Raw genomic sequence first — 24,623 nt, forward strand, 5'->3', positions numbered from 1 at the left:
GGCGGTGATGGCGGGCGGCTACGTCCCGGCCCGGCCTGCGCCCTGGCATGCCGCCGCGGCACGATCATGCGGCGGGTGCCAGTCCCTCACCTTCCTCGCCGTCCTCATCCCCCGTCGGCGCCAGCGGCAGTTCGATCGTCAGCGTCGTCTGGCCCGGTACCGATTTCAATTGCAGCCGCCCGCTGATCGCCGCAGCACGCACCCCCATATTGCGCAGCCCGCGCCCGCCACGCGGGGCGTCGACATCGAAGCCGCGCCCGTCATCGCCCAGCGTGACGCGGATCACCTGCGCCACCGGGTCGGCATGCGCCGCCAGCGTGATCGCGCTGGCGCCGGCGTGCTGCAGCACGTTGGTGATGCCCTCGAGCAGCAGGTACTGCAGCTCCTGCACCTTGCGCGCGGTGAAGTGGGGCAGCACCGGCAGCCGCTCGACCTGCCAGCGGATGGCGATGCCGGCCTCTTCGATGCGCGGCCCCAGCCGGTAGCGCAGGTTGCCCAGCACCGCGGCGAGGTCGCCGCCGGTGTCCTGCATGGCATCGATGGAGAGCTTGAGCGAGTCCAGCGCATGCCGCACCTGCCCGGCGATCTCCGCGCGGCTGGGCTGGCCTGACTCCAGCATCGACAGCGTGGTGACCAGCTGGCTGCCGAGGCCGTCGTGCATGTCGCGCAGGATGCGGCTGCGCTCGCGCAGCGCGGTCTGCTCGGCGGCGGCCTTCTGCGCGCGTGCGAACACCGCGCGCAACTCGGCCTCGCGCTGCGCCACGCGCTCGCTCAGCACCTGGTTGGCGCGCTGCAGGCTGCGTACGGCGCTGGTGTAGCGCTCCACCAGCATCCACGCCATGACCACGCTGAACGGCACCGAGACATAGCGGGTCATCGAGTGCACCCAGTAGTAGTCGCCGGTCAGCCACACGCGCAGCCAGTCGCCCAGGAACAGCACCGCCGACACGCCCACGGTGGCGGCCAGCAGCCTGGCCTCGCGGCTTGGATGCCGCAGCGCGGCCCATACCAGCGCGGCCGCCACCGTCAGGATGATGCCGACCTTGGCCAGCCAGCTCAGCGGGAACACCAGCGGATGGCTCGACAGCGCGGCCAGCGGCGCCAGTATGGGCAATGCCAGCCACAGGTAGGCGTCGAGCGTGCGGTGCAGCCAGCGCCAGGGCACGCGGATCACCAGCAGGCAGAACTTGCCGATGGCGCCGAGGAAGACCTCGCGCGCGGCCGCGACGATATAGCTGCGCAGTTCCGGCGGCAGCGCGAGGTCGTCGACAAAATAGTCGAGCAGCCGCACGCTCCAGGCGATCTCGGCCAGGCCGTACAGGCCGAACAGCGGGTCGCGCTGGCGCCACCAGATCAGCAGCGCGATGGTGCCGAGCACGGCGCTAAGCACGGCGACGATGAAGGGCCCGGCCACGCGCACCATGAATGCGTCCTGGTAGCGCGCGCGCACCGCCTTGGCCGGCCCCACCGTGACCGGCAGCAGGCCGGCTCGTGAAAACGCGCGCGCCGCCACCGTGATGCGCAGCGCGTTGCCGTGCTCGCGCACCAGCTCCGGCGGCAACGGCACATAGTAGGGTCGCTTGGCCAGCGCGGATGACGGCGCGCCCAGGCTGCCGCCCGCCGCCACCAGGATGCCGTTCAGGCGCACCTCGTAGCTGCCGCCTGCCCACGGCACGAACAGCCCTGCCGCTGCCGCCGCCGGCCAGCCGCGGTCAAAGCGCAGGTCGTAGACCGCCATGCCGGACTTGCCCGGCAGCGCGCGGTCCCAATAGTCCGGCAGCGTCAGCGGCTGCGCCGGCAGCAAGCTGCCGTCGCTAAGCGTGGCGCTGCGCACGGCCAGCTCCAGCTCCGCCAGCCCGTCGCTGGCGGCCGGCGCGGCACCACGCGCCGGCGACGCCAGCCACGACAGCGGCAGCAGTACCGCAAGCACGGCAAGCAAGGTCCGGGTGAGTCGCAGCCAGGTCGGCGGCATGGCGCAGGAAGCTACAGGGACTTGAGCAGGCCGAGCTTGGCGGCCTCATACACGGCTTCGCCGCGCGAGCGCACCGCCAGCTTGCCGTAGATGTTCTTGATGTGCGATTGCACGGTATGCACGCTCAGGCCGACATAGCGCGCGGTCTCGGCATAGGTATAGCCGCGCGAGATCAGGTCGAGGATCTCGCTTTCGCGCGCGGACAGCGTGACGCCGCGCTGGGCGGCGTTGCCGCGTCCGGCGCATTCGGCGGCCCCGGCCAACCCAGCGGCCCCGGCGGGCTCGCCGCGCAGGCGGTTGACCACCTGGCGCGCAATCAGCGGGCTCATCGGCGAGCCACCGGCGCGCAGTTCGCCGATCGAGGCGGCGATGCGGTCGGTGGTCTCGTCCTTGAGCAGGTAGCCAATGGCGCCGGCTTCGATGCTGGCCAGCACGTGCTGGTCGTCGCCGAACACCGTGACCACCATGCATTCGCACTCGGGATAGCGTTCGCGCACCTGGCGTATCACGGCGATGCCGCTGCCGTCCGGCAGGCCCAGGTCGCACAGCAGGACGTCGGGCTGGTGCAGCGCCAGCCAGGCAAGGGCATTGGCGACACTGCCGGCGCAGCCGGCCACGGTACTGGCGGGAGCATGCATCTCGACGGCCTGCACCAGGCGGCTCTGCGCCGCCGGGTCATCCTCGACGATCAGGACTCTTGTTGTGCTTGTCATGCCAGTGTGGTTGCGGGGCCCTGCCGTTGCGTCGGCGCGACGGGTTGCCGGCGGATTCTGACATATCCCCCGGTGTCGCGGGCGTGGCTCGGGCTGGTTTTCAGGGTAAACACAAGCGTCGCCGCGGCCGCCCGCACCAGCCTATCCATGCGGGTGTCGCTTTTCGTCCGCTGGTTCGCGGCGCCGCCCCGTTGTGGAGCACGCGGCATTTCTCCCGGTTCCCCACCCTGCATCCCTTACAAGGTCTGCAAGGCTTGCACGGCCTGCGGCGTCACCCGGGCCGCAGGCGCGCGGCTGCCGCACGGTATGAATCTTGCCGCTCCTGATAACCCGCCACCGGAATGCGGACATTGTTGTGCTCGTCCGCGTATGGCGCCATTCACATATCAGGAAATCAGCATGAGCTACTACTACGACGAACGCCAACGCCGCCAGGCGTGGGACGACGACGACTGGCAACCGGAATCCGAAAGCGACCGCGACCGCTGGCAGGCGCAGCGCCGTCGCCAGCAGCTGACGCCGGGCCAGACCAGCTACGGCGGGCCGGCACGCCAGGGCGGCGGCTACAGTGACGAGTACGGAGCCGGCCGGTATCCGGAGCGGCCGACGCAAGGCGAGTACGGCAGCCGCGGCCAGCAGCGCTCCGCCGGTGCGTGGCGCGGTGACTACGACTATCCACAGCGCCAGGACTTCCAGGGTTCCCAGGGTTCCCAGGGCTACCAGGGCGATGAAAGCCGGCGGTATGAGCGCGACGAGCGCAGCCAGCGCGACCGGGACGAAGAGCGCTATCGCCGCCGAGCCGGCAGCAGCCTGAGCTACGGCCTGAACGGCGGCTATGGCTGGGAACGCGCAGGCGAATGGCGCGATCCGCAGGCGTGGCAACGCGATGACGAATACGCCGACCGCCAGTGGCGCGAAAGCGCCGAGCGCGCCCGCGACCCGTATGAGATCGCTCGCGAGCGCAACCGCGACCGCTACTTCCGCGACCTGCGCAGCGACACCCGCTACTGGACCGAGGACCGCGACGAGCGCGAAGACCAGCAGCGCTACGGCCAGCGCTACAGCCGCGCGGCGGCGCGCCAGCGGGGGTGGGAAACCGATGATCGCGAAGGCTATCGCGGCGACGACCGGGAAGACCGCGGCGTGCTCTACAACCTTGGCCGCCGCATCGGCGAGGCGGTCGGCGACCTGTTCGGCACCGACCAGCGCGAGCACGAGCGCAAGGCTGGCCCGCGCGGCTACCAGCGCAGCGACGACCGCATCCGCGACCAGATCTGCGAGCGGCTCAGCTATGCGCGCGGCGTCGATGTCAGCGATGTCAGCGTCGACGTCAACGAAGGCGTGGTGTCGCTGACCGGCACGGTGCGCGAGCGCGGCCAGAAGTACTACATCGAGGATCTGGCCGACGGCACCTACGGCGTGAAGGAAGTCAACAACGACATCCGGGTGCGCCGCGAGGGCCACGGCACCAGCGCCGGCAGCACGAGTACGTCCGAGGCGACCGGGAGCACCTGGCGCGCCTGATTTGCCGCAGCAGCGCACCGGTGCAGCGCCGGTGCGCGCGGCAGATGCCCCGGCCGGCACTTGTGCCGGCCGGCCTCGTTCCTGCCTCATTACCAACGCGCAAGGTGCCCATGCCCGCCCTCAAGATCGCCACGTTCAACATCAACGGCATCCGCAGCCGGGTCGGCGCGCTGCGCCACTGGCTGGAGCGCGAGGCGCCCGACGTGGCCTGCCTGCAGGAACTGAAGACCGCCGACGAAAGCTTTCCCGCGCGCGAACTGCGCGAGGCCGGCTACGGCGCCGTCTGGCACGGCCAGAAGTCGTGGAACGGCGTTGCCATCCTGGCGCGCGGCGCCGATCCGGTGGAAGTCCGCCGTGGCCTGCCCGGCGATCCCGACGACAGCCACAGCCGCTACCTGGAGGCAGCGGTGCACGGCATCCTGGTCGGCTGCCTCTACCTGCCCAACGGCAATCCGCAGCCCGGGCCCAAGTTCGACTACAAGCTGGCCTGGTTCGCGCGGCTGATCGAACACGCGCAGACGCTGTTCGACAGCGGCCAGCCGGTGGTGCTGGCGGGCGACTACAACGTGGTGCCCACCGACGAAGACATCTACAACCCGCGCTCGTGGCGCAAGGACGCGCTGCTGCAGCCTGAAAGCCGCGAGGCCTACGCGCGCCTGCTGGCGCAAGGCTGGACCGATGCGTTGCGCACGCACTATGGCGAGGAACGCGTCTACACCTTCTGGGACTACTTCCGCCAGCACTGGCAGACCAACTCCGGGCTGCGCATCGACCACCTGCTGCTGAGCGCCGACCTCGCCCCGCGGCTGCGCGATGCGGGCGTCGACACCTGGGTCCGCGGCGAGGATCATCCCAGCGACCATGCACCGGCGTGGGTGGTGCTGAACCGGCCCGCCGCCCGGCGCAAGCGCGCGCCATAGCCAGCGCCGCCAGCGCAGGATTCAGGCCGCCGCGCCCATCTCCGCCGCCAGGCGCTCCCGGGCGAAGTCCAGGAAAGCGCGCACTCCCTCGGGCAGCGTGCGGCCGGCCAGCGTCTGCAGTTCGACCGCACGGCTGCGCATGCCGCGCTCGCGGATGGCAGCGGCATGCAGTTCGCCGCGCCGCAGGCGGTCGCCTACGGTCACCGCGCCCGAGATCGACAGCCCGCCGCCATGCAGCACGAAGCTGGTCAGCGTCTCGAAGTGGTTGGTCACCAGCACCGGATCGAACACGATGCCGCGCTCGCCGCAGGCAATGTCGAACAGCTGCCGAACAGTGTTGTCGCCTTCCGGCAGCGCCAGCGGGTACGGCTGCATCTGCGCCAGCGTGATGCTGCGAAAGCGCGCCAGCGGGTGGTCGGGCCGCATGATGGCGATGACCGGCGCGGGCTGGCGATGCTCGATGCGTATGCCCTGCTCGGCCGCACGGCTGTAGGTGATGCCGATGTCCGCGTCGCCATGCAGCACGATGCCGGTCACCTCCGCCGGCGCCGCCACGCGCACATGGAAATGCAGCCCCGGATAGCGCTCGCGGAACTCGGCGATGATGCGCGGCAGGAACTCGATGGCAAACCCGGCGGAGCTGGCAATGCGCACGCGGCCACGGCGCAGCCCCTGCAGCGCGGCGATCTCCGCCACGACGCGGTCCGCTTCCAGGGCGCCGCGCAGCGCATAGGCGGCGAGCAGTTCACCGGCGGCGCTCGCGACCATGCCCCGGGGGCGCCGGTCGAACAGCGGCACGCCCAGCAGCGCCTCCAGTGCCGCGACCTGCCGGCTGACCGCCGAAACGGTCACGCTCAGGCGCTGCGCCGCCTCGGTCAGCGAACCGCTGCGCACCACCTCCAGGAAGTAGCGCAGCGAGGTGTCCTGCAGGCGGTGCGACAGCATGGGGGCGGCTCCGTGGAATGCGGCGGTGCAGCGAGCCGCTTTGCGTTTTATGCAAGGATATTTGAAAAAATCATCGATTGCGTAAAGCCCTGCCGGGCCCGTATGCTTTTTCCCGACACCACAGGAGACACCGGGAGAACCCATGGCGAACAGGCTTTCCAGCGCGCTTTCCATCACGCTTCCCACCGCGCTTCCCACCGACCCGATCACCGAACTCGATGCCGTCGCCCTGTCGCGCGCCGTCCATGCCCGGGAGGTCTCTTGCGTGGAGGTGCTGGAGGCCTTCCTCGGCCAGGTCGATCGCCACAACCCCCGCGTCAACGCCATCGTCGCGCCAGTCGACCGCGACGTGCTGCGCAGCCAGGCGCAAGCGCTCGATGCCGAGCTGGCGCGCGGCGACAGCCGCGGCCCGCTGCACGGCTTTCCGCAAGCGCCCAAGGACATCAGCCCGGCGGCGGGCATGGTCACCACCAAGGGGTCGCCGATTTTTGCCGGGCAGGTCACCCGGAGCGATGCCGCGATCTTCGAGCGCATGCGCGCCGCGGGCTCGGTCTTTATCGGCCGCACCAACTCGCCCGAGTTCGGCCTGGGCGGCCATACCTACAACCCGGTCTACGGCACCACCCGCAATGCCTTCGACCCGGCGCGCTCGGCCGGCGGCAGCTCCGGCGGCGCGGCGGCGGCCGTGGCGCTGCACATGCTGCCGGTGGCGGACGGATCGGACATGATGGGCTCGCTGCGCACGCCCGCGGCCTTCAACCAGGTGTACGGCCTGCGCACGTCGGTCGGCTGCGTGCCGCATGGGCCCGCCGACGAGGTCTTCTTCCAGCAGTTCAGCGTGGCCGGGCCGATGGCGCGCAACGTGCCCGACCTGGCGCTGCTGCTGTCGGTGCAGGCCGGCTTCGATGCGCGCATGCCGCTGACGCGGCGCGCCGAAGCGCCCGGCGCCTTCACGCTGCCCCCCGCGCGCGACTGGAAAGGTGTGCGCGTGGGCTGGCTTGGCGACCTGGGCGGCCACTTGCCGACCGAGCCCGGTGTGCTCGAAACCTGCGAGCAGGCACTGGACCACTTCCGCGCGCTCGGCTGCGACGTCGACGCCGCACTGCCGGATTTCGAGCTGGAGCGCCTGTGGCAGGCGTGGATCGACCTGCGCAGCTTCTCGGTGGCCGGCGCCAATGGCACGCTGTACCGCGACCCGGCCACGCGCGCGTTGCTCAAGCCCGAGGCCGCCTGGGAAATCGAGCGCGGCCTGGCGCTGCCCGGCACGCGCGTCTACGAAGCCCTGTGCGAGCGCAGCGCGTGGTACCAGGCACTGCGCGCGCTGTTCGAGCGCTTCGACTACCTGGTGCTGCCGGCCGCGCAGGTGTTCCCGTTCGACGCCGGATGGGACTGGCCGCGCAGCGTCGGCGGCCGTGACATGGACACCTACCACCGCTGGATGCAGGTCGTGGTGCCGGCCACCATGGCCGGGCTGCCGGCGCTGGCCGCGCCCGCCGGCTTCGGCCCGCAGGGGCTGCCAGCCGGCATCCAGATCATCGGGCCGGCGCAGGCCGACGCGGCGGTGCTGCAGCTGGGCCATGCCTACGACCAGGCCGGCGGCTTCTCGCGCGTGCGCAGCCCGTGGCTGGACCGCGCGGCCTAGTTCGACAACACACCACACCATCACAACACACGCGGCCCGGCCTGACCCGGGCCGGCGCCCACCCTTCGCTTTCCTACAACTGCCGGCAGGAGTGAATCCGATGACCGCATTGCCCCCGAAGCTGTTCCTCGCCTGTGCCGCATTCAGCGCGGCGATGGCCACGGCGCCTGCCATGGCGCAGGCGCCAGCCTGGCCCGAGCGCCCGTTGCGGCTGGTGGTGCCGTTCGCCGCCGGCGGCGCCACCGACCTGCTGGGCCGGCTGCTCGCTGTCGGCCTCGGCGAAAAGCTGGGCCAGCCGGTAGTGGTCGAGAACAAGCCCGGCGCCAGCACGGTGGTCGGCGCCACCCAGGTCTCCAAGGCAGCCCCTGACGGCTACACCCTGCTGCTGGCGGCCAGCACCACGCTGACGCTGAACCCGGCGATCCGGCAGCACCTGGGCTATGACCCGATCAAGAGCTTCACGCCGCTGGGCCTGGTCGCCGACATGAGCCTGGTGCTGGTTGCCAATCCCGATGCGCAGGTCGGCTCGGTGAAGGACCTGGTGACGCAGGCCAGGGCCCATCCCGACAAGTTCTCCTATGGCTCGTTCGGCACGGGTTCGTCGGTGCATTTCGGCGGCGAGATGCTCAAGTCCGCCACCGGCATCCGCATGGTCCACGTTCCCTTCAATGGCAGCGCGCCGAGCCTGACCGCGCTCGCCGGCGGGCAGGTGCAGGTGGCGGTCGATACCGTGGTTGCCAGCCTGCCGCTGATCAAGGGCGGCAAGATCCGGCCGGTGGCGGTGCTGTCGCCGCAGCGGCTGCCGGCGCTGCCGCAGGTGCCGACGGTGGCGGAAAGCGGCTATCCCGGCTTCCAGATGGGCACCTGGTTCGCACTGCTGGCGCCGGCGGGACTGCCCGCGCCGGTGCAGCAGAAGCTGGAAAAGGCGCTGGCCGAAGTCGCCAATGCCCCGGCCACGCGCGCGCGCATGGTCGAGCTGGCGCTGACGCCGGCCTACGGCAACGGCGCCGCGGTGCGGGCGCGGGTCGAGAAGGAGCTGCCGGAGATGCGCGCAGTGGCCGCGCGCGCGGATATCCGCGCTGAATGACGGTGGCAGGCGCCTGCCTGCCGCACGGTGCCCCCGCGCGCGCGGCTCATGCGACGTGCGCAGCAAACCCTGCCAGGCCCGGCGCCACGTCTTCGCGCAGCGTCAGCGCCGGGATCCGGTAGTCGCCGGCGTTCTGCGGCCGGAACGGAATCGGCGCCGTGGTCGCCAGCGTATCGAGGCGCTCGCCCAGCTCTGCGCGGATCGCGGCAAAGCGCGCGTCGTCGACCCGGCTGGTCCGGTACACCACGTACGGCGGCAACACGTCGAAGCCGGGGTAGTACAGGATGCCGTGCTGGATCGGGAACAGGACATCGTCGATCGGCCCGTTGATGCCGCGCGCGCTGTAGTGCGATTCCCAGCCGCCGGTGGTGACCACCAGCATCGCGCGCTTGCCGGCGAGCATGCCTTCGCCGTAGCGGTTGCCCCAGCGTTCGTCCGAGTGCTCGCCCACGCCGTAGGCAAAACCATAGGCGTAGACGCGCTCGATCCAGCCTTTCAGGATCGCCGGCATCGAGAACCACCACAGCGGGAACTGCAGGATCACCGTATCGGCCCAGCGCAGCTTGTCCTGCTCGCGCGCGATATCGTCGCTCTGCAGGCCGTTCTCGAATGCGTGCCTGGAATCCAGCGAGGGATGGAACGGCGCATCGCCGCGGCGCGCCTTGCTGTCTGCGGCATCGAGCTGCGCTTTCCATTGCATCGCGTACAGGTCGGATACCTGGACCTGGTGGCCGGCATCGCTCAGCCGCTGCACCGCGTAATCGCGGATGGCGCCGTTGAGCGAGGTGGGTTCGGGGTGGGCGTAGACGATAAGAACGTTCATGACAGCGGCTTCCTTGGGTAAGCAATGATCGGGAGAAGCCAGCTTAGGCCGCCGCGAGGTATATTGGAAATGAATATCCAGTATCACAGGTATTGTCATGACTAATCTCAGGCGGCTCGACCTCAACCTGCTGGTCACGCTGGACGTGCTGCTGTCCGAGCACAACGTGACCCGCGCCGCGCAACGCCTGCATTTCTCGCAGCCATCGGTCAGCGTCCACCTGGCCAGGCTGCGCGACTACTTCGGCGATCCGTTGCTGCTGCCCGGGCCGCGCGGCATGCGGCCCACGGCCAGGGCGGAATCGCTGCGCGAGCCGCTGCGCGAAGCGCTGGCCGCGCTGGAGCACGCGGTGTCGCCCGACAGTCCCTTCGATCCCGCCGCCGCCACGCATACCTGGCGCGTGGCGGCCACCGACTACGGCGAATCGACCATCGTGCTGCCGGCCATCCGGGCGCTGCGCACCGCCGCCCCGGGCGCGCGGCTGGCGGTGCTGGAGATGGTGCCGTCGCGCATCGCCCGCCAGTGCGAGCAGGGCGAGCTGGACCTGGCCTTCCACACGACCGAAGGCTCGCCGCCCGCGCTGCACCGGCGCGCCCTGTTCACCGAGCGCTATGTGCTGGCGGGCCGCGGCGGCCATCCCCGGCTGAAGCGGCGGCCGACGCTGGCCCAGTTCTGCGCGCTCGAGCATGTGATGGTGTCGCCCGACGGCGGCGGCTTCTCCGGCGTTACCGACGAGGCGCTGGCGCTGGCCGGCATGCAGCGCCGCGTGGTGCTGTCGGTGCCACATTTCCTCTTTGTCGCCGCGGTGCTGGCGAGCACCGACCTGGTGGCGATGGTGCCGCAGCGCCTGGTGCGCGATGCGCCGGCACTGCGCGTGGTCGAGCCGCCCGTCGAGGTGCCGGGCTACGAGATGTCGATGCTGTGGCATGAGCGCGTGCACCGTGACCCGGCACATCGCTGGCTACGGGAGCAGATCGTCGCGTCGCTCTCACAGGCCTAGACCGGCGCTTCTGTTTTGCATACAAAACTGGAATACAATCAGTGCTTTCAATGTAGCGGCCGGGTGCTTCCCGCGCCGCCCCAGTTTTGGAGGAGACCATGACCTACAGTACAACCGGCCTGACTTCCCGCCACACCGCCGCCCTGGCCCCGATCGAGGACTACCTGCAGGGCCACGCCACCGGCAACCCCGAGGTGATGCGCCGCGCCTTCCATGCCGACGCCCGCATCGTCTCGTTCCGCGACGGCAAGCTGCATTCGCTGACGGTGGAAGACTTTATCGCCGCGCGCTGCCCCGGCCATCCGCCGGCCGATGAAGCGCAGCGCCGGCGCGCCATCAGCCAGTTCGACGTGGTCGGCAATGCCGGCGTGGCCAAGGTCGTGCTGGAGCATCCGGACGTGGTCTTTACCGACTACATGACGCTGCTGCAGATCGACGGCGCGTGGAAGATCGTCAACAAGACCTTCAGCGCCGCGCCACGCGTGCCGCAGTAACGTACTGCGGCGGCTGCCCGCGCGGCTCAGCCGGGCAGCACCGCGGTGGCTTCGATCTCGAACAGCATGTTGTCGAGCGCCAGCCGCGGCACCGGGATCAGCGTGCAGGCCGGCGCGGGCCGGTCGCCCCACATCTCGCGCAGCGCGGCGCCGAAGGTGCGCAGGCGGTCGTGCGAGTGGTCGACCACCAGCACCGTCAGCTTGGCGACATCGCCCACGTCGGCGCCCGCGGCCTGCAGCGCGATGCGCAGGTTCTGCATGGCCCGCGCCACCTGCCGCGGAAAATCCGCCGCCAGGCAGCCGGCGGCATCCTCGCCGCCCTGCCCGGCCACGTAGACGATGCGGGCGGGCCCTTCCACCACCGCCACGTGCGAATAGCCGTTGGGACGCGGGTCGTACAGCGCGGGGGGATTGATCAGGTTCAGCGAAGCATTGGGGCGGGCAGGCGTCAGCATGGTCATCAACTCTGTGTTGAGAGAAGGGCAAACAATGGAGCCGCAAGTATCAAACCTCAAGTTAGGTTAAGGTCAAGCGCGGCCACGGTGGTAGCATGGGCATTCCCGCCGCCGCCCTCCCTCCACCCAGCCATGCCCAAGACTTCCCGACCTGTTCCCGCCGTGCCTGCCACGGCCGATGCGCCGCGCCGGCGCCGGCCAGGACCTGCCGAGGAACTGCTGTCGGTCGGGCAGGTGGCCGAACGCACCGGCATCGCGGTATCGGCGCTGCATTTCTATGAATCACGCGGGTTGATCGCCAGCACGCGCAGCGGCGGCAACCAGCGCCGCTATGCGCGCGCCGTGCTGCGGCGGCTGGCGGTGATCCGCGTGGCGCAGCGCATGGGGCTGCCGCTGGCGGTGATCGCGGCGGCGATGCAGAAGCTGCCCGACGGGCGCGCGCCGACAGTGGCGGACTGGCGGCGGCTGTCGGCCAGCTGGCGCGATGACCTGGAGGAACGCATCCGCACGCTGACGATGCTGCGCGACCAGCTCGATGGCTGCATCGGGTGCGGCTGTTTGTCGCTGAAGGCGTGCCCGCTGCGCAATCCGCAGGATACGCTGGCCGGAGCAGGGCCGGGGCCGCATTTCCCCGGCGAAGAGGATTAGGCGGAGGCCTTACCGGAAGGTCTGCAGGTAGCCGAGCAGGTCTTCGATCTGCTTGTCGTTGCCCATGCCCCAGAAGCGCATTTTGGTGCCCGGCACGACCTTGGCCGGGGAACGCAGGAAGGCGCTCAACGTGTCGCGCGACCACACCACCCTGGATGTGCGCATCGCTTCCGAATACTGGAAATCCGTTGTCGTGCCCGCCTGGCGCCCGAAGATGCCGTTCAACTGCGGCCCGAACGCGCCGCGCGCATTGCGGCCGACGTAGTGGCACGACGCGCAGCGCGTGGCAAACAGTGCCTTGCCGGCCTGCAGGTCAGGCTCGGCGCGCGCCACGGCGGGCATTGCGGCAAGGATGGAAAAGGCGAGGAAAGCGGCGGCGGGCAGGACGGTACGGCGCATGGGCAACACGGGGCAATGAACTGCGAGGCTGCATGATACAGGCGCGCGGGTGGATGGGCAGGTTACACCGCGTCACAGTTGCAACACTTCGAGCGCCCAATATTACGGACCCTGCCCCTACAGTGAGCCCATGTCCAACGCCCCTTGGGAGGCACCCATGAAACGAATCCTGGCAATGGCAGTAGCAGGCGGTGCATTGCTGGCGGCGAGTGCCGCAGCCCATGCCGGCGTCAGCGTCGGCATCAATATCGGCGCGCCCGCCGTCGTGGTCGCGGAGCCGGCGCCGGTGTACCGCCCGGCCCCGGCGGTCTACGTGCCGGCGCCCGCGCCGGTAGCGTATGCCCCCGCCCCAGTCGCCTACGCCCCGGCACGCCCGGTGGTAGTGGCCCCGGTGCCGGTGCGCTATCGCCCGGACTATCGGGCCGACTATCACCCCGGCTATCACCCCGGCTATCACCGCGCGGAATACCGCGAGGCTCGCCGCGAATGGCGCGAGCGCGAATGGGCCCACCGCCATGACGGGCACCGCGATTACCGCGGCCCGGGCCGCCACTGGGACTGACACGCCGCTGCCGGCCGGGCCCTCCAGCCCGGCCGCCGTGGAAAGGCCCTTCCAGCAAAGATCCGCAAGTCAGGCTACCCTGTCGGCCAACTTCCCGTTTGAGCCTGCCAGGAAATCGCCATGACCCAACCCCTCAGAATCGACTTCGTCTCCGACATCGCCTGCCCCTGGTGCGCCATCGGCCTGTCTTCGCTCCAGCTCGCGCTGCAGCGGCTGGGCGACAAAGTCGACGCCGAGATCGTGCTGCATCCCTTCGAGCTGAACCCCGACATGGGCCCCGAAGGCCAGGCCATTGTCGACTACCTCGGCAAAAAGTATGGCCGCACGCCCGCGCAGATCGCCGAAACCCAGGCCATGATCCGCGAGCGCGGCGCCGGCGTGGGCTTCACCTTCGGCGAGCGCGCCTTCGTCTACAACACGTTCGACGCGCACCGGCTGCTGCACTGGGCCGGCCTCGAGGGCAAGCAAGTCCCGCTGAAGCTGGCGCTGCTGCGCGCCTACCATACCGATGGCAAGGATCCGGGCAACCATGCCGTGCTGCTCGAGGCGGCGGCGTCGGTCGGCCTGGATGCGGACGCCGCGCGCCACGTGCTGGAAAGCGGCCAGTACGGCGACGAGGTGCGCGCCGAAGAGCGCCAGTACCAGCAGATGGGCATCCAGTCGGTGCCGTCGGTGATCTTCAACAACCGCTACCTGGTAACGGGCGGGCAGCCGGTCGAGGCCTTCGAGCAGGCGATCCGGGAGATCGCGGCCGAGGCGCAGGCGGGTACGGCAACCTGAAGCAACGCGTGTGCTGACTGGACCGGCCTGGGGTGGTCCTCAGGCCGGTAGCTTGCCGGTCAGGAATTGCGCTTGTGCCCGCGCCGTTCATTGACCGCTTCGCCGAGCAAGTCCAGCATTGCCAGCGAATCCTCCCAGCCGATGCAGGCATCGGTAATGCTCTGCCCGTAGGTCAGGGCGGACGGGCTGTGCTGCCCCGGGGTGAACTTCTGCGCGCCGGCCACCAGATTGCTCTCGACCATGACCCCGAAGATGGAGCGGCTGCCGCTGCGGATCTGCTGCGCCACGTCCCGCGCCACGTCCAGCTGACGCTGATGCTGCTTGCTGCTGTTGGCGTGGCTGAAATCCACCATCAGCGCGTCGCCCAGCCCTGCCGCCTGCAACTCCCGGCACGCCGCCGCCACGGAATCCGCATCGTAGTTGGGCACCTTGCCGCCGCGGAGAATGACGTGGCAATCCGGATTTCCCTTGGTGTGCACCGTCGCGACCTGGCCGTTCTTGTGCACTCCCAGGAAGTGGTGCGGTCGCGATGCGGCCTGGATCGCGTCGATCGCAATCCTGATATTTCCGTCGGTGCCGTTCTTGAAGCCGATCGGCGCTGAAATGCCTGAAGCCAGCTCGCGATGCACCTGGCTTTCCGTGGTGCGGGCGCCGATCGCGCCCCAGCAGATCAGGTCGCCGATGTACTGTGGCGAGATCACGTCGAGCAACTCGCCGGCCGCCGGCAGGCCGAGGCGGTTGATGTCGACCAGCAGGCTGCGCGCAATGCGCAGGCCCTCGTCGATGCGGTAGCTCTCGTCCAGATAAGGATCATTGATCAGCCCTTTCCAGCCGACCGTGGTCCGGGGCTTCTCGAAATACACGCGCATCACGATCTCGAGCGTGCCGGCATGACGTTGCCGCTGCTCCAGCAACAGCCGCGCATATTCGAGTGCCGCCTGCGGGTCGTGGATCGAGCAGGGTCCCATGATCACCAGCAACCGGTCGTCCTCGCCATGCTGGATACGCGCGATACGCTGCCGCGTCTGCGTGATCAGCGACTCGACCGCCGTGTTCCGGATCGGGAAAAAGCGGATCAGGTGTTCGGGCGGCGGCAGCGGGATGATGTCTTCGACATGCGCGTCGTCAGTCACGCTGGTACGGTCCGGCGGTGACTGCCATTCACTGGCGATGGTGGGCGAAGGTTTGAGCGGGTCGTTCATGGCGAGGTCGAGCAGGTTTTGCTAGCGAACGATGGTGCTACACCAATGGCGAGGGCGTCAAGGCAGGCCGAAGGCCCGCCTGCTTCCGAACTGTGTTGACGGGCACATATGATCCGCCTTCGCCACCCTGGTCCGGCCGGCACCTGTTACTGTCGACGAATCACTTGGCCACAAATCACTTCGCCACGAATCTCGCCGTCACGGTCTTGCCGTCGGCAAACCGGATCGTCGCAACCAGCTTGGCGCCAGCCTGCAGCGACAGCTTGTCGGCGGCCACGAGCGCGTTTCCAGCGCCCGGCGCAAGCGTGGTTTCCGTCTTCCTGGCACCCGTCAGCACCGTCAGCTTGCCGCTGGCACCGGCCACGGGCAATTTCTTGTCGTGGTCGTCAACATAGATGGTGACTGCGCCATCCTTGTTGACCAGTTCGAATTGCAGGTCGCTGGCCGCATGCACGATGCCGCCGTACTGCGCGGGCCCGGCGCCGTGGGCCAGCGCCAGGCCGGACACGCCAAGGCTGGTGGCAATCAGGATGGTTGTGATCTGCTTCTTCATCGCATACTCCATTGATGCAGCAACTTGGGGGCGTCGCTGCCAAGGCCCATGTTCAGTACATGTCGACCTGCCGCTGCGACAGGATCCGCTCCAGCGGGCGGCGCCCGAACAGCCAGAAGGCCAGCGGCGTCAGCACGGAATCCAGGATGGTCGAGCTGACCAGGCCGCCGAATATCACCACGGCAACCGGATGCAGGATTTCCTTGCCTGGCGCATTGGCCGACACCAGCAGCGGAACCAGCGCAAATGCGGCGACCAGCGCAGTCATCAGCACCGGGGTCAGCCGCTCCAGGGAGCCTCGCACGATCATCGGGATTCCGAAGGTTTCTCCTTCGTGGCGGCACAGGTTGATGTAGTGGCTGACTTTCAGGATGCCGTTGCGGGTGGCGATGCCGGTCAGCGTAATGAAGCCGACCATCGATGCCACCGACAGCGCGAGTCCGCCGATCCACATCGCGATGACGCTGCCGATCAGCGCCAGCGGAATGTTGGCCATGATGATCAGCGTCAGCGTCGCCGAGCGGTAGCGCGAATAGAGCACCAGGTAGATCAGCGCAAGCGACACCAGGGACAGCAGCACGATCAGTTGCGTGGCTTGCTCCTGCGCCTGGAACTGGCCTTCGATGCTGATGAAGTAACCGCCCGGCAGCCCGGCGCGCGCCACGGCGCCGCGCACTTCGCTGATGATCCTCGACATATCCGAGCCGTCGGTGTTGGCATAGACGACGATGCGCCGCCGGCCATTCTCGCGGCCAATCTGGTTGGGGCCGTCGCCCTCTTCGACAGTGGCGAGAGCCGACAGCGGCACCGGCCCGCGCGGCGATTCCAGCATGATGCGGGACAAATCCTGCGGCGTGCGGCCGGCATCCGGCAAGCGCACCACCAGGTCGTAGCGGCGCACGCCTTCGATGAGCTGGGTGATGCGCGAACCATCGGACAAGGTCTGCAGAGCCTTCAGCGCCTCGCCCGCGGGGATGCCGTATTGCGCTGCCTTGCGGTAGTCGAGCCGCACGTTTACCTGCGGAATCAATACCTGGCGCTCCACCGTGATATCGACAAGCCCCGGTATGGCAGCGAGCCGCCCGCGCACGCTCTCCGCCAGCCCGCGCAGCGTATCGAGGTCATCGCCATAGATCTTGAGCGCGACTTGCGCCCGCACGCCGGACAGCAAATGATCCAGCCGGTGCGAAATCGGCTGGCCTATCGCGACCGACGCCGGAAGGCTTGCAAGCTGGGCGCGGATCGCGGCCATCACTTGCTCCCGGCTACGATCCGAGCGCTTCAGGTCGATGTCGATCTCGGACGAATGCACGCCTTCGGCATGTTCGTCGAGTTCGGCGCGGCCGGTGCGCCGTCCCACCTGGGTGACTTCAGGCACCTGGCGGACCAGCGTCTCGGCCAGTGCGCCCATGCGGTTGGCTTCGGCCAGCGAAGTACCGGGATTCAGCATCAGCGACATCACCAGCGAGCCTTCGTTGAAGGACGGCAGGAAGGTCCGCGGCATGAAGGGTACAGTGGCGGCCGCCAGCGCGACCGTGACGGCGGCCGTCACAAGCACGGCTTTGGCACGCGGGAACGACCGGTCCAGGATCCTGGCATCGACCCGCTTGAGCCACGCCACCAGCGGGCTGTCAGGATGATCCAGCCGCTTCATCCGCGGCAGCAGGTAGTACGAAAGTACCGGGGTCACCGTCATCGACACCAGCATCGACGCCAGGATCGACACGATATAGGCGATACCCAGCGGCGCGAACAGCCGCCCCTCGATGCCAGGCAGCGCGAACAGCGGCACGAATACCAGCACCACCACCAGGGTGGCATAGACAATGCCGGAGCGGACTTCGACCGACGCGCGCCAGATCGTTTCCAGCACGGACGGCGGGTCCTCCACGCTTGAGCGCTGCCTGAGCCGGCGCAGGATGTTTTCCACATCGACCACCGCGTCGTCGACCAGCTCGCCGATGGCAATGGCCAGCCCGCCCAGCGTCATCACGTTGATCGACTGGCCCAGCAGATGGAAGGCCAGCGCTGTCACCGCCAGCGACAGCGGGATCGCGACCAGCGAGATCGCGGTGGTGCGCGCGCTCAGCAGGAAGGCGAACAGGATCACGGTGACCATGATGGCGCCGTCGCGCAGCGCCTCGACCACATTGCCGATCGACGCCTCGATAAAGTCCGCCTGCCGGAACAGGACTTGCGGCGCGGACACGCCTGCCGGCAGTCCTCGCTTCAGTTCGCCCAGCGCTGCTTCCAGCTCGCGCGTCAGCCGGACCGTATCCGCCGCGGGCTGCTTCTGCACGCTGACGATCACTGCCGGCGTGCCATTGAAGCCGGCATCGCCGCGCTTGAGCGCCGCGGCATATCGTGCACTCGCCACCTGCTCGAGGAGCACCGGCGCGCCGTCCTTGTAGGCAACGGCCAGCCCCTTGAGGTCTTCCAGGCGGTTGGTGCGCCCGAGGTTGCGGATCAGGTATTCGCGGCCGTTCAGGTCGATGAAGCCGCCGCTGGTATTGGCCGCGAAGTCGCGCAACGCGTTTTCCACCTGCGGCAGCGCCACGCCGAACTGCGCCATCCTGGCGGTGTCCGGTTCCACCCGTAGCTGGCGCACCTCGCCGCCGATCGGGATGACCTGCGACACCCCGGCCACCGACAGCAGGCGCGGACGCAGCACGAAGTCGGCATACTCGCGCGCCTGCATGGGGCTGGCCCTGGCCGGATCGATCGGCAAGGCGATCAGCATGATCTCGCCCATGATCGACGATACCGGCCCGAGGATGGGCGTGAGCCCGCCGGGCAATTGCTCCCTGACCAGGGCAAGCCGTTCCGACACGAGCTGGCGGTTGCGATAGATATCGCTGCCCCAGTCGAACTCGGCATATACGATGGATAAGCCGACGCCGGACACCGAGCGGACCCGCGTGACGCCCGGCATACCGTTGAGCGCAGTCTCGATCGGGAACGAAGCCAGCAGTTCGACTTCCTGCGGCGCCATGCCGCCGGCTTCGGTGATCACGGTCACCAGCGGCTTGTTGAGGTCCGGGAAGACATCCACCGGCGTGCGCCACGCGGTGAAGGCGCCGTACGCCATCAGAATGACGGCGACGGCGAGGACCAGCAGCCGGTTGCCAAGACTCGCGCGAACAATCCAGTTGAACATGCGCGCCCCTCAGCGGACCTGGTTGATCAGCGCCGCGCCGGACACCACCACGCGGTTCTCCGGCGACAGGCCCCTGACCACGACCACGGTACGCGCATCCAGCACCCGGGCCTCAACCGGCTGGGCGATAAAGCGCTGTGTCCCGGACTTGATCCATACCACCGGCACGTTGCTGGCATTGCGCACCAGCGCCTCGGCTGGCAGCGCAATGCCCGTGGCCGTGTCGGTCAGCGTGGCTACCACGGTTACCGGCTGGCCAACGGCAAGCGGCAAGGTTTTGCCTGCAAGCCGGAACATCAGCGGCACGGCCCCGTTCTTCAGGCTGCGGCCCGCGCCCACGAATTCCAGCTTGCCACCGTCCGCGCGGCCCAGCGTGCCGCCCTGGATGCGGCCCGCCAGCGTGGCATCCGCGGTGTTGGCTTCGATCAGCATCCGCTCCGGATCCAGCACTTCGTAAAGCACGTCGCCCGGCGCGACCACCTGGCCGGCCAGGACATTGGCGGTTGCGATGATTCCGCTGGCCGGCGCGGTCAGGTTGTCGGTGTGGCGCAGGCTCTTGCCCACCGCGTCGCGCTGGCCGGACAGGCTGCGGACTTCCGCGCGGACGGCTTCGATCTCCTTGCGCGGGATGCTGTCCTGCAGCGACTCCAGCCGCGCCAGCCGCTGCTGCGCCAGCTTGAGGTCGGCACTCAGGCTCGCCAGGCGGGCCTGCTGGTTGCCGGTATCGAAGGGTTCGTTCTTGTGCCGCAGGACGGCGAGCACCTGGCCCCTGGCAACGCGCTGCCCCAGCACCGGGAAGCCGCCGGAAGGCGGCTCGATCCAGCCGGCATGGCCTGCCTGGAGCCGGCCGCCGGCATTGGGATCGATCGCCACCACGGCGTTCAGCTCCACCGTCATCGGATGCGTGGCTTCCTGCGGCATCGCGGTCCGGATGCCCATGCGCCGTTGCGCGAGCTTGGGCACGTGGACGCTGCCATCCGGCAGCCTGGCCAGGCCGGTGCCCGATACCGCGCCGGCCACATCGAGGTGCTCGCCATCGGGCCCATGGGCACCGGGTCCTGCCTGGACCGGCATGCCTGCGCTAGCGGCCAATGCCATAGCAATGGCGACGAATCTTGTAATCCTGGACATGATGTCTGGCCTCAGCTCTTCTTGCCTGCATGGCGGCGCCACACGAACCCGGCCGCAGCGGCCAGTACCAGCGCGACGGGGATGATCCACGGCCAGCGCGCTTTCCAGAACGCGCCAAAGCCAGCGTCGTGCCCGTCCGCAACAACATTCAGGCTGCCCTCGATCAGGTCGGACTCATTCCCCGCGATCAGCGTGAACACGAGCGCGTGGTTGCCGGGCCGGTGCAGCGCCCTGAGGAGCTTCTCGTCGGTAAAGGAGTAGTCGCCGAAGTCGGCGTGCAGCTTGCCTTGCGCCCTGATGCCGTTGAACTCGACCTCCAGATTGCCGTTCAGGACTGGTTCGTTGGTGGCATAGCGGTCCACCATCACCGACAGCTCGTCGGCAGCCAGGGTGCCAACCAGTTCGAATGTTTCCGTATGGGCTTCGATGATCGGCTGGGCATTCACGGCAGCGCCGGCGCTTGCCGGCGCGTCCAGGTGTTCGCCGTTTGGTCCGTGGGCCCCGGGCCCGGCATGCGCCATGCAGGCGCAGGAAAGCAGCAAAGTCAGAAAGAACTGGCGGATCATGGCAGCACTCCGAGAGCCTGGTTCAGGTTGGCAATGGCGATACCGCGCCTGGCGCGCTGGCGCGCCAGGTCGGCTTGGGCTTCGAGGGCGTGGTTCTGGGCGCGCAGCACCTCCGGCAAGCCGAGTTCGCCGGCATCGAAAGCCTTGCGTAGCAGCGCCGCCCGCTCGGACAGCGTGGCGCTGCGCTCTTCGGTGAGCCTGAGCTGCTGTTCCGCCAGCGACAGCGCCTGGCGTGCCGCGTCAATTTCGGAGCGGACGACGCGCTCGGTGCGGTCGAGTTCGGCGCGCGCCGTCATCAGATCCGTCTGCGCGGCCGACTCGCGTGGCATGTTGCGCGCCTCGGTGGCAAACGGAATCTTGATGAACAAGCCGACGGTCTGGTCGCTGGGCATGCCGCCGCCCGCACGGTCATTGCGGTACAGCACGCCGACTTCCGGCGGGTCGCGGCGCGACTTGCGCAGGTAGCCCACCTGACGCTCGCCGCGCTGCACGGCCCGCTGCGCCGCTTCCAGCCGCGGGTGGGCCGCGGCGGCGGCAGCAGGGTCGCTCACTGGCGCGGCGGCTTCGTCAAAGCGAAGCGGCAGGGCCGATACCCCGGTCGCTTGCAGCAGCCGCGTCCTGGCGTCCACCAGCCGCCCCTCGCTGTCCGCCAGCAGGCCCTGTGCCGCCAGATGGTCCTGCTGCGCCAGCAGCAGGTCGGTGCGCGCGAGGTCGCCAGCGGCAACCCGCCGGCGCACATCGTCGCGCAATGACGCGGCGATCTCTGCGCGATGCCGCAGCACATCGCGCTCCGCTTCCGCGGCCGCGAGCTGCCAGACTCGCTCGCGCACCTCCGCAGCAAGATTCAGCCGCGCCAGGGCGCCGCCGGCTTCAGCTTCGGCGGCTTGCGCGTCGGCCAGGTCGCCGCGTGCCGCACGCTGCCCTGGCATCCATACGGGGACGCCAAGCTGGACCTCGCTCTCGCGCAGGCCGCGCTTGTCGGTCCAGCGGTCATCCCGGTGCAGCAGCCCGAGCGTAGGCGGCCCGGCGATCAGCGAATCGGCCTGGATCCGGCTGGCCGCGGCCTCGAGGCGCCGCCCTTCGGTCGCCTGGAAGGCAACGGACCGCTCCCACGCTGTATTGAACAGCGCGTGCAGGTCCGCCGGCGCTGGCTGGGCATGGGCCGACGGCAGCAGCAGCGCGGACGCAACAATGGAAATGAAAATCTTCCGCATGGAATCCCCAATGCAAATTGCAAAAACGAAGCAAATGCGGCGGGGCGCGGCACAAGACATTGCGCCACGGGATGCAGTCAGGAGATCAGTGCCCCGCCGTCAGGCGGGCGCGTGAGGGGGGCGTAAAGGTGGACTGCCGCGGGGATCAGGCATGCGGCCGCCGAGGAACAACGGTTTGGGCTGCGTCCGCTGCGCCAGCGACAGCGGCAGGCCCCCGGGCAGCGGCGCCTGGAAGTGCATGCCGTAGTCGAAGTCAAGCTGGTGCGACGCGGAGGCGGCGGAATCGTCGAACGTGATATCCCCGTCATCATCGTGGTGATGGGGGACATGATCGGCATGCACCGCCATGTGGTCCACCAGGTCCACCAGGTCCACCGGGAACCCGGCGGAATGCGCGAGCTGCCGCTGCGCTGCGGCCAGTGCCTGCAGCGGCAGGATCAGCATCAGGAGGATGGCAATCACGCGCGACATGGGGCGGGATTTTACCTGACCTATCGCGTGCGGGCGCGGCCGGGGGTCCAGGTCATGTCTCAAATGTGGCTCATGAGCGTTTTTTGTAGAGATATCTACATTATTGAAATGCGAGTTATGGGCTTCTAACATGCGCTCATGACAGCGTTCTCCGACAACTGGGCCCTGCTGATCGTCACGCTACCAACCTCCGGCGCCACCGCCCGGATGCGGATCTGGCGCGCGATCAAGACCATTGGTTGCGCCGCCCTGCGTGACGGCGCCTATCTATTGCCCGCGGGCAACGTGCAGGTCGCCCAGTTGCGAGAGCTGGCCGACGAGGCGCGCCAGGAAGGCGGGCAAGCCTGGCTCCTGAATGTCCGGGCCGCCGATCCGGAGGAGGAGAGCGCTTTCCGGGCGTTGTTCGACCGCAGCCCCGACTATGCCGAACTGCAGGCGGCCCTGTCAGAGGCGCGCAAGTCGCTGTCCGATCAAAGCAGCGCCGAACTCAATCGCCTGCTGCGCCGTCACGGGCGTGCCTACGAAGCGATCCGCATGATCGACTTCTTCCCCGATGCGGCGTCGGCCCGCGCCGAAGCCCAATGGAATGACTTCAGCCGCGCCATCGAGACCATCCAGTCTCCGGGTGAGCCACAGGCCCTCGCGCACGCGATTGCTCGCCGGGATCCTGTCCAGTACCAAGGGCGGCTTTGGGCCACACGCCGCAACTTGTGGGTGGACCGCGTGGCAAGCGCCTGGCTGATCCAGCGCTTCATCGATCCCCACGCCCGCTTCCTGTGGCTGGAGAACCCCGCTGATTGCCCTGGCGATGCGCTGGGCTTCGATTTCGACGGCGCGACCTTCACGCATGTGGGCGAGCGCGTTTCATTCGAAGTGCTGCTGTCGAGCTTCGGCCTCGATTCCGACCGCGGGCTCAGCCGGCTAGGCGCCATGGTCCATGCGCTGGACATCGGCGGCATTGCGGTACCGGAAGCCAGCGGCTTCGAGGCCATGCTGGCCGGCGCACGCGCGCGCCTGAAGGATGATGACGCCCTGCTGGCGGAAATCGGCGCGGTGCTGGATTCGCTTTACGCACACTTTTCCACCAACAGGAAGCCCTGATAGCCAGCTTCCTTACAGGATCCCGTGATGAATCGCATGCAATCAGGCGGCATGGCCCCGCCGGACGCCGCGGAGCAGCCCGCCTATACCCTCTGGCAGCTCGTGCTCTATTTTCTTCGCCTGGGCACAACCGGCTTTGGCGGGCCGGTCGCGCTGGCCGGCTATATGCATCGCGACCTGGTGGAGCGGCGGGGCTGGATCAGCGATGGCGACTACAAGGAAGGGATGGCGCTGGCACAACTTGCGCCCGGCCCGATGGCGGCGCAACTGGCGATCTACCTGGGCTACGCCCACTATCGGATCCTCGGCGCCACGCTGACCGGCGTGGCCTTCGTGCTGCCGTCGTTCCTGATGGTGCTGGCGCTGGGTTGGGCCTATGTCAGCTTCGGCGGGCTGACCTGGATGCAATCGGTGTTCTATGGCGTAGGTGCCGCCGTCATCGGCATTATCGCCATCAGCGCCTATAAGCTGACCACGAAGAGCGTCGGCAAGGACAAGCTGCTGTGGGCAATCCACCTGGTGCTGGCTGCGGTGACCGTCGTCACCGAGTCCGAAATCGCCTGGCTGTTCCTGGCGGCGGGGGTGCTTGCCTGGTTCTGGCGCGCCCCGCCCAAATGGCTGCGCCAGAGTGGCGTCAATGCGCTCGCGGCAGTGCAGGTACCCGCCGCAAGCGGCCTGGCGAGCACGCTGGACTGGTCGCTACTGACCCAGATCGGCTTGTTCTTTGCCAAGGCAGGCGCCTTTGTCTTCGGCTCCGGACTCGCCATCGTGCCGTTCCTGTACGGCGGTGTCGTGACGGAGTACCAGTGGCTCAACGAAAAGCAGTTTGTCGATGCGGTGGCCGTGGCCATGATCACGCCCGGCCCGGTTGTCATCACGGTTGGCTTTATCGGATACCTGGTGGCGGGACTACCCGGCGCCTGCGTGGCGGCACTGGCGACGTTTCTGCCTTGCTATCTGTTCACCGTGCTGCCCGCTCCTTATTTCAAGAAGTACGGAAAACTGCCCGCCATCCTCGCCTTTGTCGATGGCGTCACGGCGGCCGCGGTTGGCGCCATCACGGGTGCAGTGCTGGTGCTGGCCAAGCGCTCGATCGTCGACGTTCCGACCATCCTGCTGTCCCTGGGAACGGTCGCATTGCTGCTGAAGTTCAGGAAGCTGCCCGAGCCCGTCATCATCACCGGCGCCGCGCTGATCGGCCTCGCGGTTTATCCTGTGCTGCACCACTGAAGGCGCATGCACATGCTCCGCTAAACCCAGGCTC

24 protein-coding genes are annotated in these 24,623 nt (G+C 68.5%); 11 read left to right on the plus strand and 13 right to left on the minus strand.

Features of this window, described 5'->3' with window-relative positions; all coding sequences use genetic code 11:
- Positions 1–64: 64 nt before the first annotated feature.
- Together E0W60_RS04975 and E0W60_RS04980 are read right to left on the minus strand one after the other, a co-directional pair.
- A complete protein-coding gene (locus E0W60_RS04975) occupies positions 65–1,972 on the minus strand; it encodes a sensor histidine kinase (protein WP_240745841.1) in 1,908 nt (635 codons plus the stop codon).
- A gap of 11 nt (positions 1,973–1,983) precedes the next feature.
- The gene (locus E0W60_RS04980; protein ID WP_135703216.1) at positions 1,984–2,685 is read right to left on the minus strand and encodes a response regulator transcription factor; all 702 of its coding nucleotides are present in this window, start codon (positions 2,683–2,685) and stop codon (positions 1,984–1,986) included.
- Positions 2,686–3,084: 399 nt separating this feature from the next.
- On the opposite strand from E0W60_RS04980, the gene E0W60_RS04985 reads away from it, so the two are divergent.
- Together E0W60_RS04985 and xth are read left to right on the plus strand one after the other, a co-directional pair.
- On the plus strand, positions 3,085–4,209 hold the full coding sequence (locus E0W60_RS04985) for a BON domain-containing protein (protein WP_135703217.1): 1,125 nt from the start codon (positions 3,085–3,087) through the stop codon (positions 4,207–4,209).
- A gap of 110 nt (positions 4,210–4,319) precedes the next feature.
- The gene (gene xth / locus E0W60_RS04990; RefSeq protein ID WP_135703218.1) at positions 4,320–5,129 is read left to right on the plus strand and encodes an exodeoxyribonuclease III; all 810 of its coding nucleotides are present in this window, start codon (positions 4,320–4,322) and stop codon (positions 5,127–5,129) included.
- Between the two features lie 21 nt (positions 5,130–5,150).
- Here xth and E0W60_RS04995 read toward each other — a convergent pair whose 3' ends face one another.
- A complete protein-coding gene (locus E0W60_RS04995) occupies positions 5,151–6,074 on the minus strand; it encodes a LysR substrate-binding domain-containing protein (protein WP_133095948.1) in 924 nt (307 codons plus the stop codon).
- Positions 6,075–6,216: 142 nt separating this feature from the next.
- On the opposite strand from E0W60_RS04995, the gene E0W60_RS05000 reads away from it, so the two are divergent.
- Both E0W60_RS05000 and E0W60_RS05005 read left to right on the plus strand, forming a co-directional pair.
- Entirely contained in the window at positions 6,217–7,716 is a 1,500-nt protein-coding gene (locus E0W60_RS05000) for an amidase (protein ID WP_135703219.1), read from the plus strand.
- A gap of 100 nt (positions 7,717–7,816) precedes the next feature.
- Positions 7,817–8,803, plus strand: coding sequence for a Bug family tripartite tricarboxylate transporter substrate binding protein (locus tag E0W60_RS05005; protein WP_133095950.1), 987 nt, complete (start codon positions 7,817–7,819; stop codon positions 8,801–8,803).
- Positions 8,804–8,849: 46 nt separating this feature from the next.
- On the opposite strand, the gene E0W60_RS05010 is transcribed toward E0W60_RS05005, so the two are convergent.
- Entirely contained in the window at positions 8,850–9,626 is a 777-nt protein-coding gene (locus E0W60_RS05010; RefSeq protein WP_135703220.1) for an NAD(P)H-dependent oxidoreductase, read from the minus strand.
- 97 nt (positions 9,627–9,723) lie between these two features.
- Here E0W60_RS05010 and E0W60_RS05015 point away from each other — a divergent pair, with 97 nt between their 5' ends.
- Positions 9,724–10,626 (plus strand): LysR family transcriptional regulator, encoded by a 903-nt coding sequence (locus E0W60_RS05015; protein ID WP_135703221.1) that lies wholly within the window; start codon positions 9,724–9,726, stop codon positions 10,624–10,626.
- 98 nt (positions 10,627–10,724) lie between these two features.
- On the plus strand, positions 10,725–11,120 hold the full coding sequence (locus tag E0W60_RS05020) for a nuclear transport factor 2 family protein (RefSeq protein ID WP_135703222.1): 396 nt from the start codon (positions 10,725–10,727) through the stop codon (positions 11,118–11,120).
- Between the two features lie 26 nt (positions 11,121–11,146).
- Here the strand turns inward: E0W60_RS05020 and E0W60_RS05025 are convergent, their stop codons facing one another.
- Positions 11,147–11,581, minus strand: coding sequence for a RidA family protein (locus tag E0W60_RS05025; RefSeq protein ID WP_205751623.1), 435 nt, complete (start codon positions 11,579–11,581; stop codon positions 11,147–11,149).
- 126 nt (positions 11,582–11,707) lie between these two features.
- Between E0W60_RS05025 and soxR the strand changes: the two genes are divergently transcribed.
- Positions 11,708–12,223 (plus strand): redox-sensitive transcriptional activator SoxR, encoded by a 516-nt coding sequence (gene soxR, locus E0W60_RS05030; protein WP_240745842.1) that lies wholly within the window; start codon positions 11,708–11,710, stop codon positions 12,221–12,223.
- 9 nt (positions 12,224–12,232) lie between these two features.
- Here the strand turns inward: soxR and E0W60_RS05035 are convergent, their stop codons facing one another.
- Positions 12,233–12,622, minus strand: coding sequence for a c-type cytochrome (locus E0W60_RS05035; protein WP_133095955.1), 390 nt, complete (start codon positions 12,620–12,622; stop codon positions 12,233–12,235).
- Between the two features lie 157 nt (positions 12,623–12,779).
- On the opposite strand from E0W60_RS05035, the gene E0W60_RS05040 reads away from it, so the two are divergent.
- Both E0W60_RS05040 and E0W60_RS05045 read left to right on the plus strand, forming a co-directional pair.
- A complete protein-coding gene (locus tag E0W60_RS05040; RefSeq protein WP_133095956.1) occupies positions 12,780–13,184 on the plus strand; it encodes a hypothetical protein in 405 nt (134 codons plus the stop codon).
- 120 nt (positions 13,185–13,304) lie between these two features.
- Positions 13,305–13,964, plus strand: a complete 660-nt coding sequence (locus E0W60_RS05045) for a DsbA family oxidoreductase (RefSeq protein ID WP_135703223.1) — start codon at positions 13,305–13,307, stop codon at positions 13,962–13,964.
- Positions 13,965–14,023: 59 nt separating this feature from the next.
- On the opposite strand, the gene E0W60_RS05050 is transcribed toward E0W60_RS05045, so the two are convergent.
- From E0W60_RS05050 to E0W60_RS05080, 7 genes are all read right to left on the minus strand, one after another.
- On the minus strand, positions 14,024–15,166 hold the full coding sequence (locus tag E0W60_RS05050) for a 3-deoxy-7-phosphoheptulonate synthase (protein WP_133095958.1): 1,143 nt from the start codon (positions 15,164–15,166) through the stop codon (positions 14,024–14,026).
- A gap of 175 nt (positions 15,167–15,341) precedes the next feature.
- Positions 15,342–15,719, minus strand: coding sequence for a hypothetical protein (locus E0W60_RS05055; RefSeq protein WP_135703224.1), 378 nt, complete (start codon positions 15,717–15,719; stop codon positions 15,342–15,344).
- Between the two features lie 52 nt (positions 15,720–15,771).
- Positions 15,772–18,876, minus strand: coding sequence for an efflux RND transporter permease subunit (locus tag E0W60_RS05060; RefSeq protein WP_135703225.1), 3,105 nt, complete (start codon positions 18,874–18,876; stop codon positions 15,772–15,774).
- Positions 18,877–18,885: 9 nt separating this feature from the next.
- Positions 18,886–19,950: an efflux RND transporter periplasmic adaptor subunit gene (locus E0W60_RS05065; RefSeq protein ID WP_240745843.1), complete on the minus strand. Its 1,065-nt coding sequence runs from the start codon at positions 19,948–19,950 to the stop codon at positions 18,886–18,888.
- Between the two features lie 68 nt (positions 19,951–20,018).
- Complete coding sequence (locus E0W60_RS05070; protein WP_135703227.1) at positions 20,019–20,573, minus strand: hypothetical protein; 555 nt, start codon at positions 20,571–20,573, stop codon at positions 20,019–20,021.
- The gene (locus E0W60_RS05075; protein ID WP_167884553.1) at positions 20,570–21,787 is read right to left on the minus strand and encodes a TolC family protein; all 1,218 of its coding nucleotides are present in this window, start codon (positions 21,785–21,787) and stop codon (positions 20,570–20,572) included. Before E0W60_RS05075 ends, E0W60_RS05070 begins: the two co-directional genes overlap by 4 nt.
- 99 nt (positions 21,788–21,886) lie before the next feature.
- Positions 21,887–22,258 (minus strand): hypothetical protein, encoded by a 372-nt coding sequence (locus E0W60_RS05080; protein ID WP_135703229.1) that lies wholly within the window; start codon positions 22,256–22,258, stop codon positions 21,887–21,889.
- A 138-nt stretch (positions 22,259–22,396) separates the two neighbouring features.
- Here E0W60_RS05080 and E0W60_RS05085 point away from each other — a divergent pair, with 138 nt between their 5' ends.
- Together E0W60_RS05085 and E0W60_RS05090 are read left to right on the plus strand one after the other, a co-directional pair.
- On the plus strand, positions 22,397–23,359 hold the full coding sequence (locus tag E0W60_RS05085; RefSeq protein ID WP_135703230.1) for a chromate resistance protein ChrB domain-containing protein: 963 nt from the start codon (positions 22,397–22,399) through the stop codon (positions 23,357–23,359).
- A gap of 36 nt (positions 23,360–23,395) precedes the next feature.
- Entirely contained in the window at positions 23,396–24,589 is a 1,194-nt protein-coding gene (locus tag E0W60_RS05090) for a chromate transporter (protein ID WP_135703979.1), read from the plus strand.
- Positions 24,590–24,623 lie beyond the last annotated feature (34 nt).

Origin of the sequence: Cupriavidus oxalaticus (assembly GCF_004768545.1) — a bacterium.
GTDB classification, from domain to species: domain Bacteria; phylum Pseudomonadota; class Gammaproteobacteria; order Burkholderiales; family Burkholderiaceae; genus Cupriavidus; species Cupriavidus oxalaticus_A.

Coding starts and splice junctions, on each gene's coding strand:
- E0W60_RS04975 (WP_240745841.1), bottom strand. CDS start 1,972: ATGCCGCCGACCTGGCTGCGACTCACCCGGACCTTGCTTGCCGTGCTT.
- E0W60_RS04980 (WP_135703216.1), bottom strand. CDS start 2,685: ATGACAAGCACAACAAGAGTCCTGATCGTCGAGGATGACCCGGCGGCG.
- E0W60_RS04985 (WP_135703217.1), top strand. CDS start 3,085: ATGAGCTACTACTACGACGAACGCCAACGCCGCCAGGCGTGGGACGAC.
- xth (WP_135703218.1), top strand. CDS start 4,320: ATGCCCGCCCTCAAGATCGCCACGTTCAACATCAACGGCATCCGCAGC.
- E0W60_RS04995 (WP_133095948.1), bottom strand. CDS start 6,074: ATGCTGTCGCACCGCCTGCAGGACACCTCGCTGCGCTACTTCCTGGAG.
- E0W60_RS05000 (WP_135703219.1), top strand. CDS start 6,217: ATGGCGAACAGGCTTTCCAGCGCGCTTTCCATCACGCTTCCCACCGCG.
- E0W60_RS05005 (WP_133095950.1), top strand. CDS start 7,817: ATGACCGCATTGCCCCCGAAGCTGTTCCTCGCCTGTGCCGCATTCAGC.
- E0W60_RS05010 (WP_135703220.1), bottom strand. CDS start 9,626: ATGAACGTTCTTATCGTCTACGCCCACCCCGAACCCACCTCGCTCAAC.
- E0W60_RS05015 (WP_135703221.1), top strand. CDS start 9,724: ATGACTAATCTCAGGCGGCTCGACCTCAACCTGCTGGTCACGCTGGAC.
- E0W60_RS05020 (WP_135703222.1), top strand. CDS start 10,725: ATGACCTACAGTACAACCGGCCTGACTTCCCGCCACACCGCCGCCCTG.
- E0W60_RS05025 (WP_205751623.1), bottom strand. CDS start 11,581: ATGACCATGCTGACGCCTGCCCGCCCCAATGCTTCGCTGAACCTGATC.
- soxR (WP_240745842.1), top strand. CDS start 11,708: ATGCCCAAGACTTCCCGACCTGTTCCCGCCGTGCCTGCCACGGCCGAT.
- E0W60_RS05035 (WP_133095955.1), bottom strand. CDS start 12,622: ATGCGCCGTACCGTCCTGCCCGCCGCCGCTTTCCTCGCCTTTTCCATC.
- E0W60_RS05040 (WP_133095956.1), top strand. CDS start 12,780: ATGAAACGAATCCTGGCAATGGCAGTAGCAGGCGGTGCATTGCTGGCG.
- E0W60_RS05045 (WP_135703223.1), top strand. CDS start 13,305: ATGACCCAACCCCTCAGAATCGACTTCGTCTCCGACATCGCCTGCCCC.
- E0W60_RS05050 (WP_133095958.1), bottom strand. CDS start 15,166: ATGAACGACCCGCTCAAACCTTCGCCCACCATCGCCAGTGAATGGCAG.
- E0W60_RS05055 (WP_135703224.1), bottom strand. CDS start 15,719: ATGAAGAAGCAGATCACAACCATCCTGATTGCCACCAGCCTTGGCGTG.
- E0W60_RS05060 (WP_135703225.1), bottom strand. CDS start 18,876: ATGTTCAACTGGATTGTTCGCGCGAGTCTTGGCAACCGGCTGCTGGTC.
- E0W60_RS05065 (WP_240745843.1), bottom strand. CDS start 19,950: ATGCCGGTCCAGGCAGGACCCGGTGCCCATGGGCCCGATGGCGAGCAC.
- E0W60_RS05070 (WP_135703227.1), bottom strand. CDS start 20,573: ATGATCCGCCAGTTCTTTCTGACTTTGCTGCTTTCCTGCGCCTGCATG.
- E0W60_RS05075 (WP_167884553.1), bottom strand. CDS start 21,787: ATGCGGAAGATTTTCATTTCCATTGTTGCGTCCGCGCTGCTGCTGCCG.
- E0W60_RS05080 (WP_135703229.1), bottom strand. CDS start 22,258: ATGTCGCGCGTGATTGCCATCCTCCTGATGCTGATCCTGCCGCTGCAG.
- E0W60_RS05085 (WP_135703230.1), top strand. CDS start 22,397: ATGACAGCGTTCTCCGACAACTGGGCCCTGCTGATCGTCACGCTACCA.
- E0W60_RS05090 (WP_135703979.1), top strand. CDS start 23,396: ATGCAATCAGGCGGCATGGCCCCGCCGGACGCCGCGGAGCAGCCCGCC.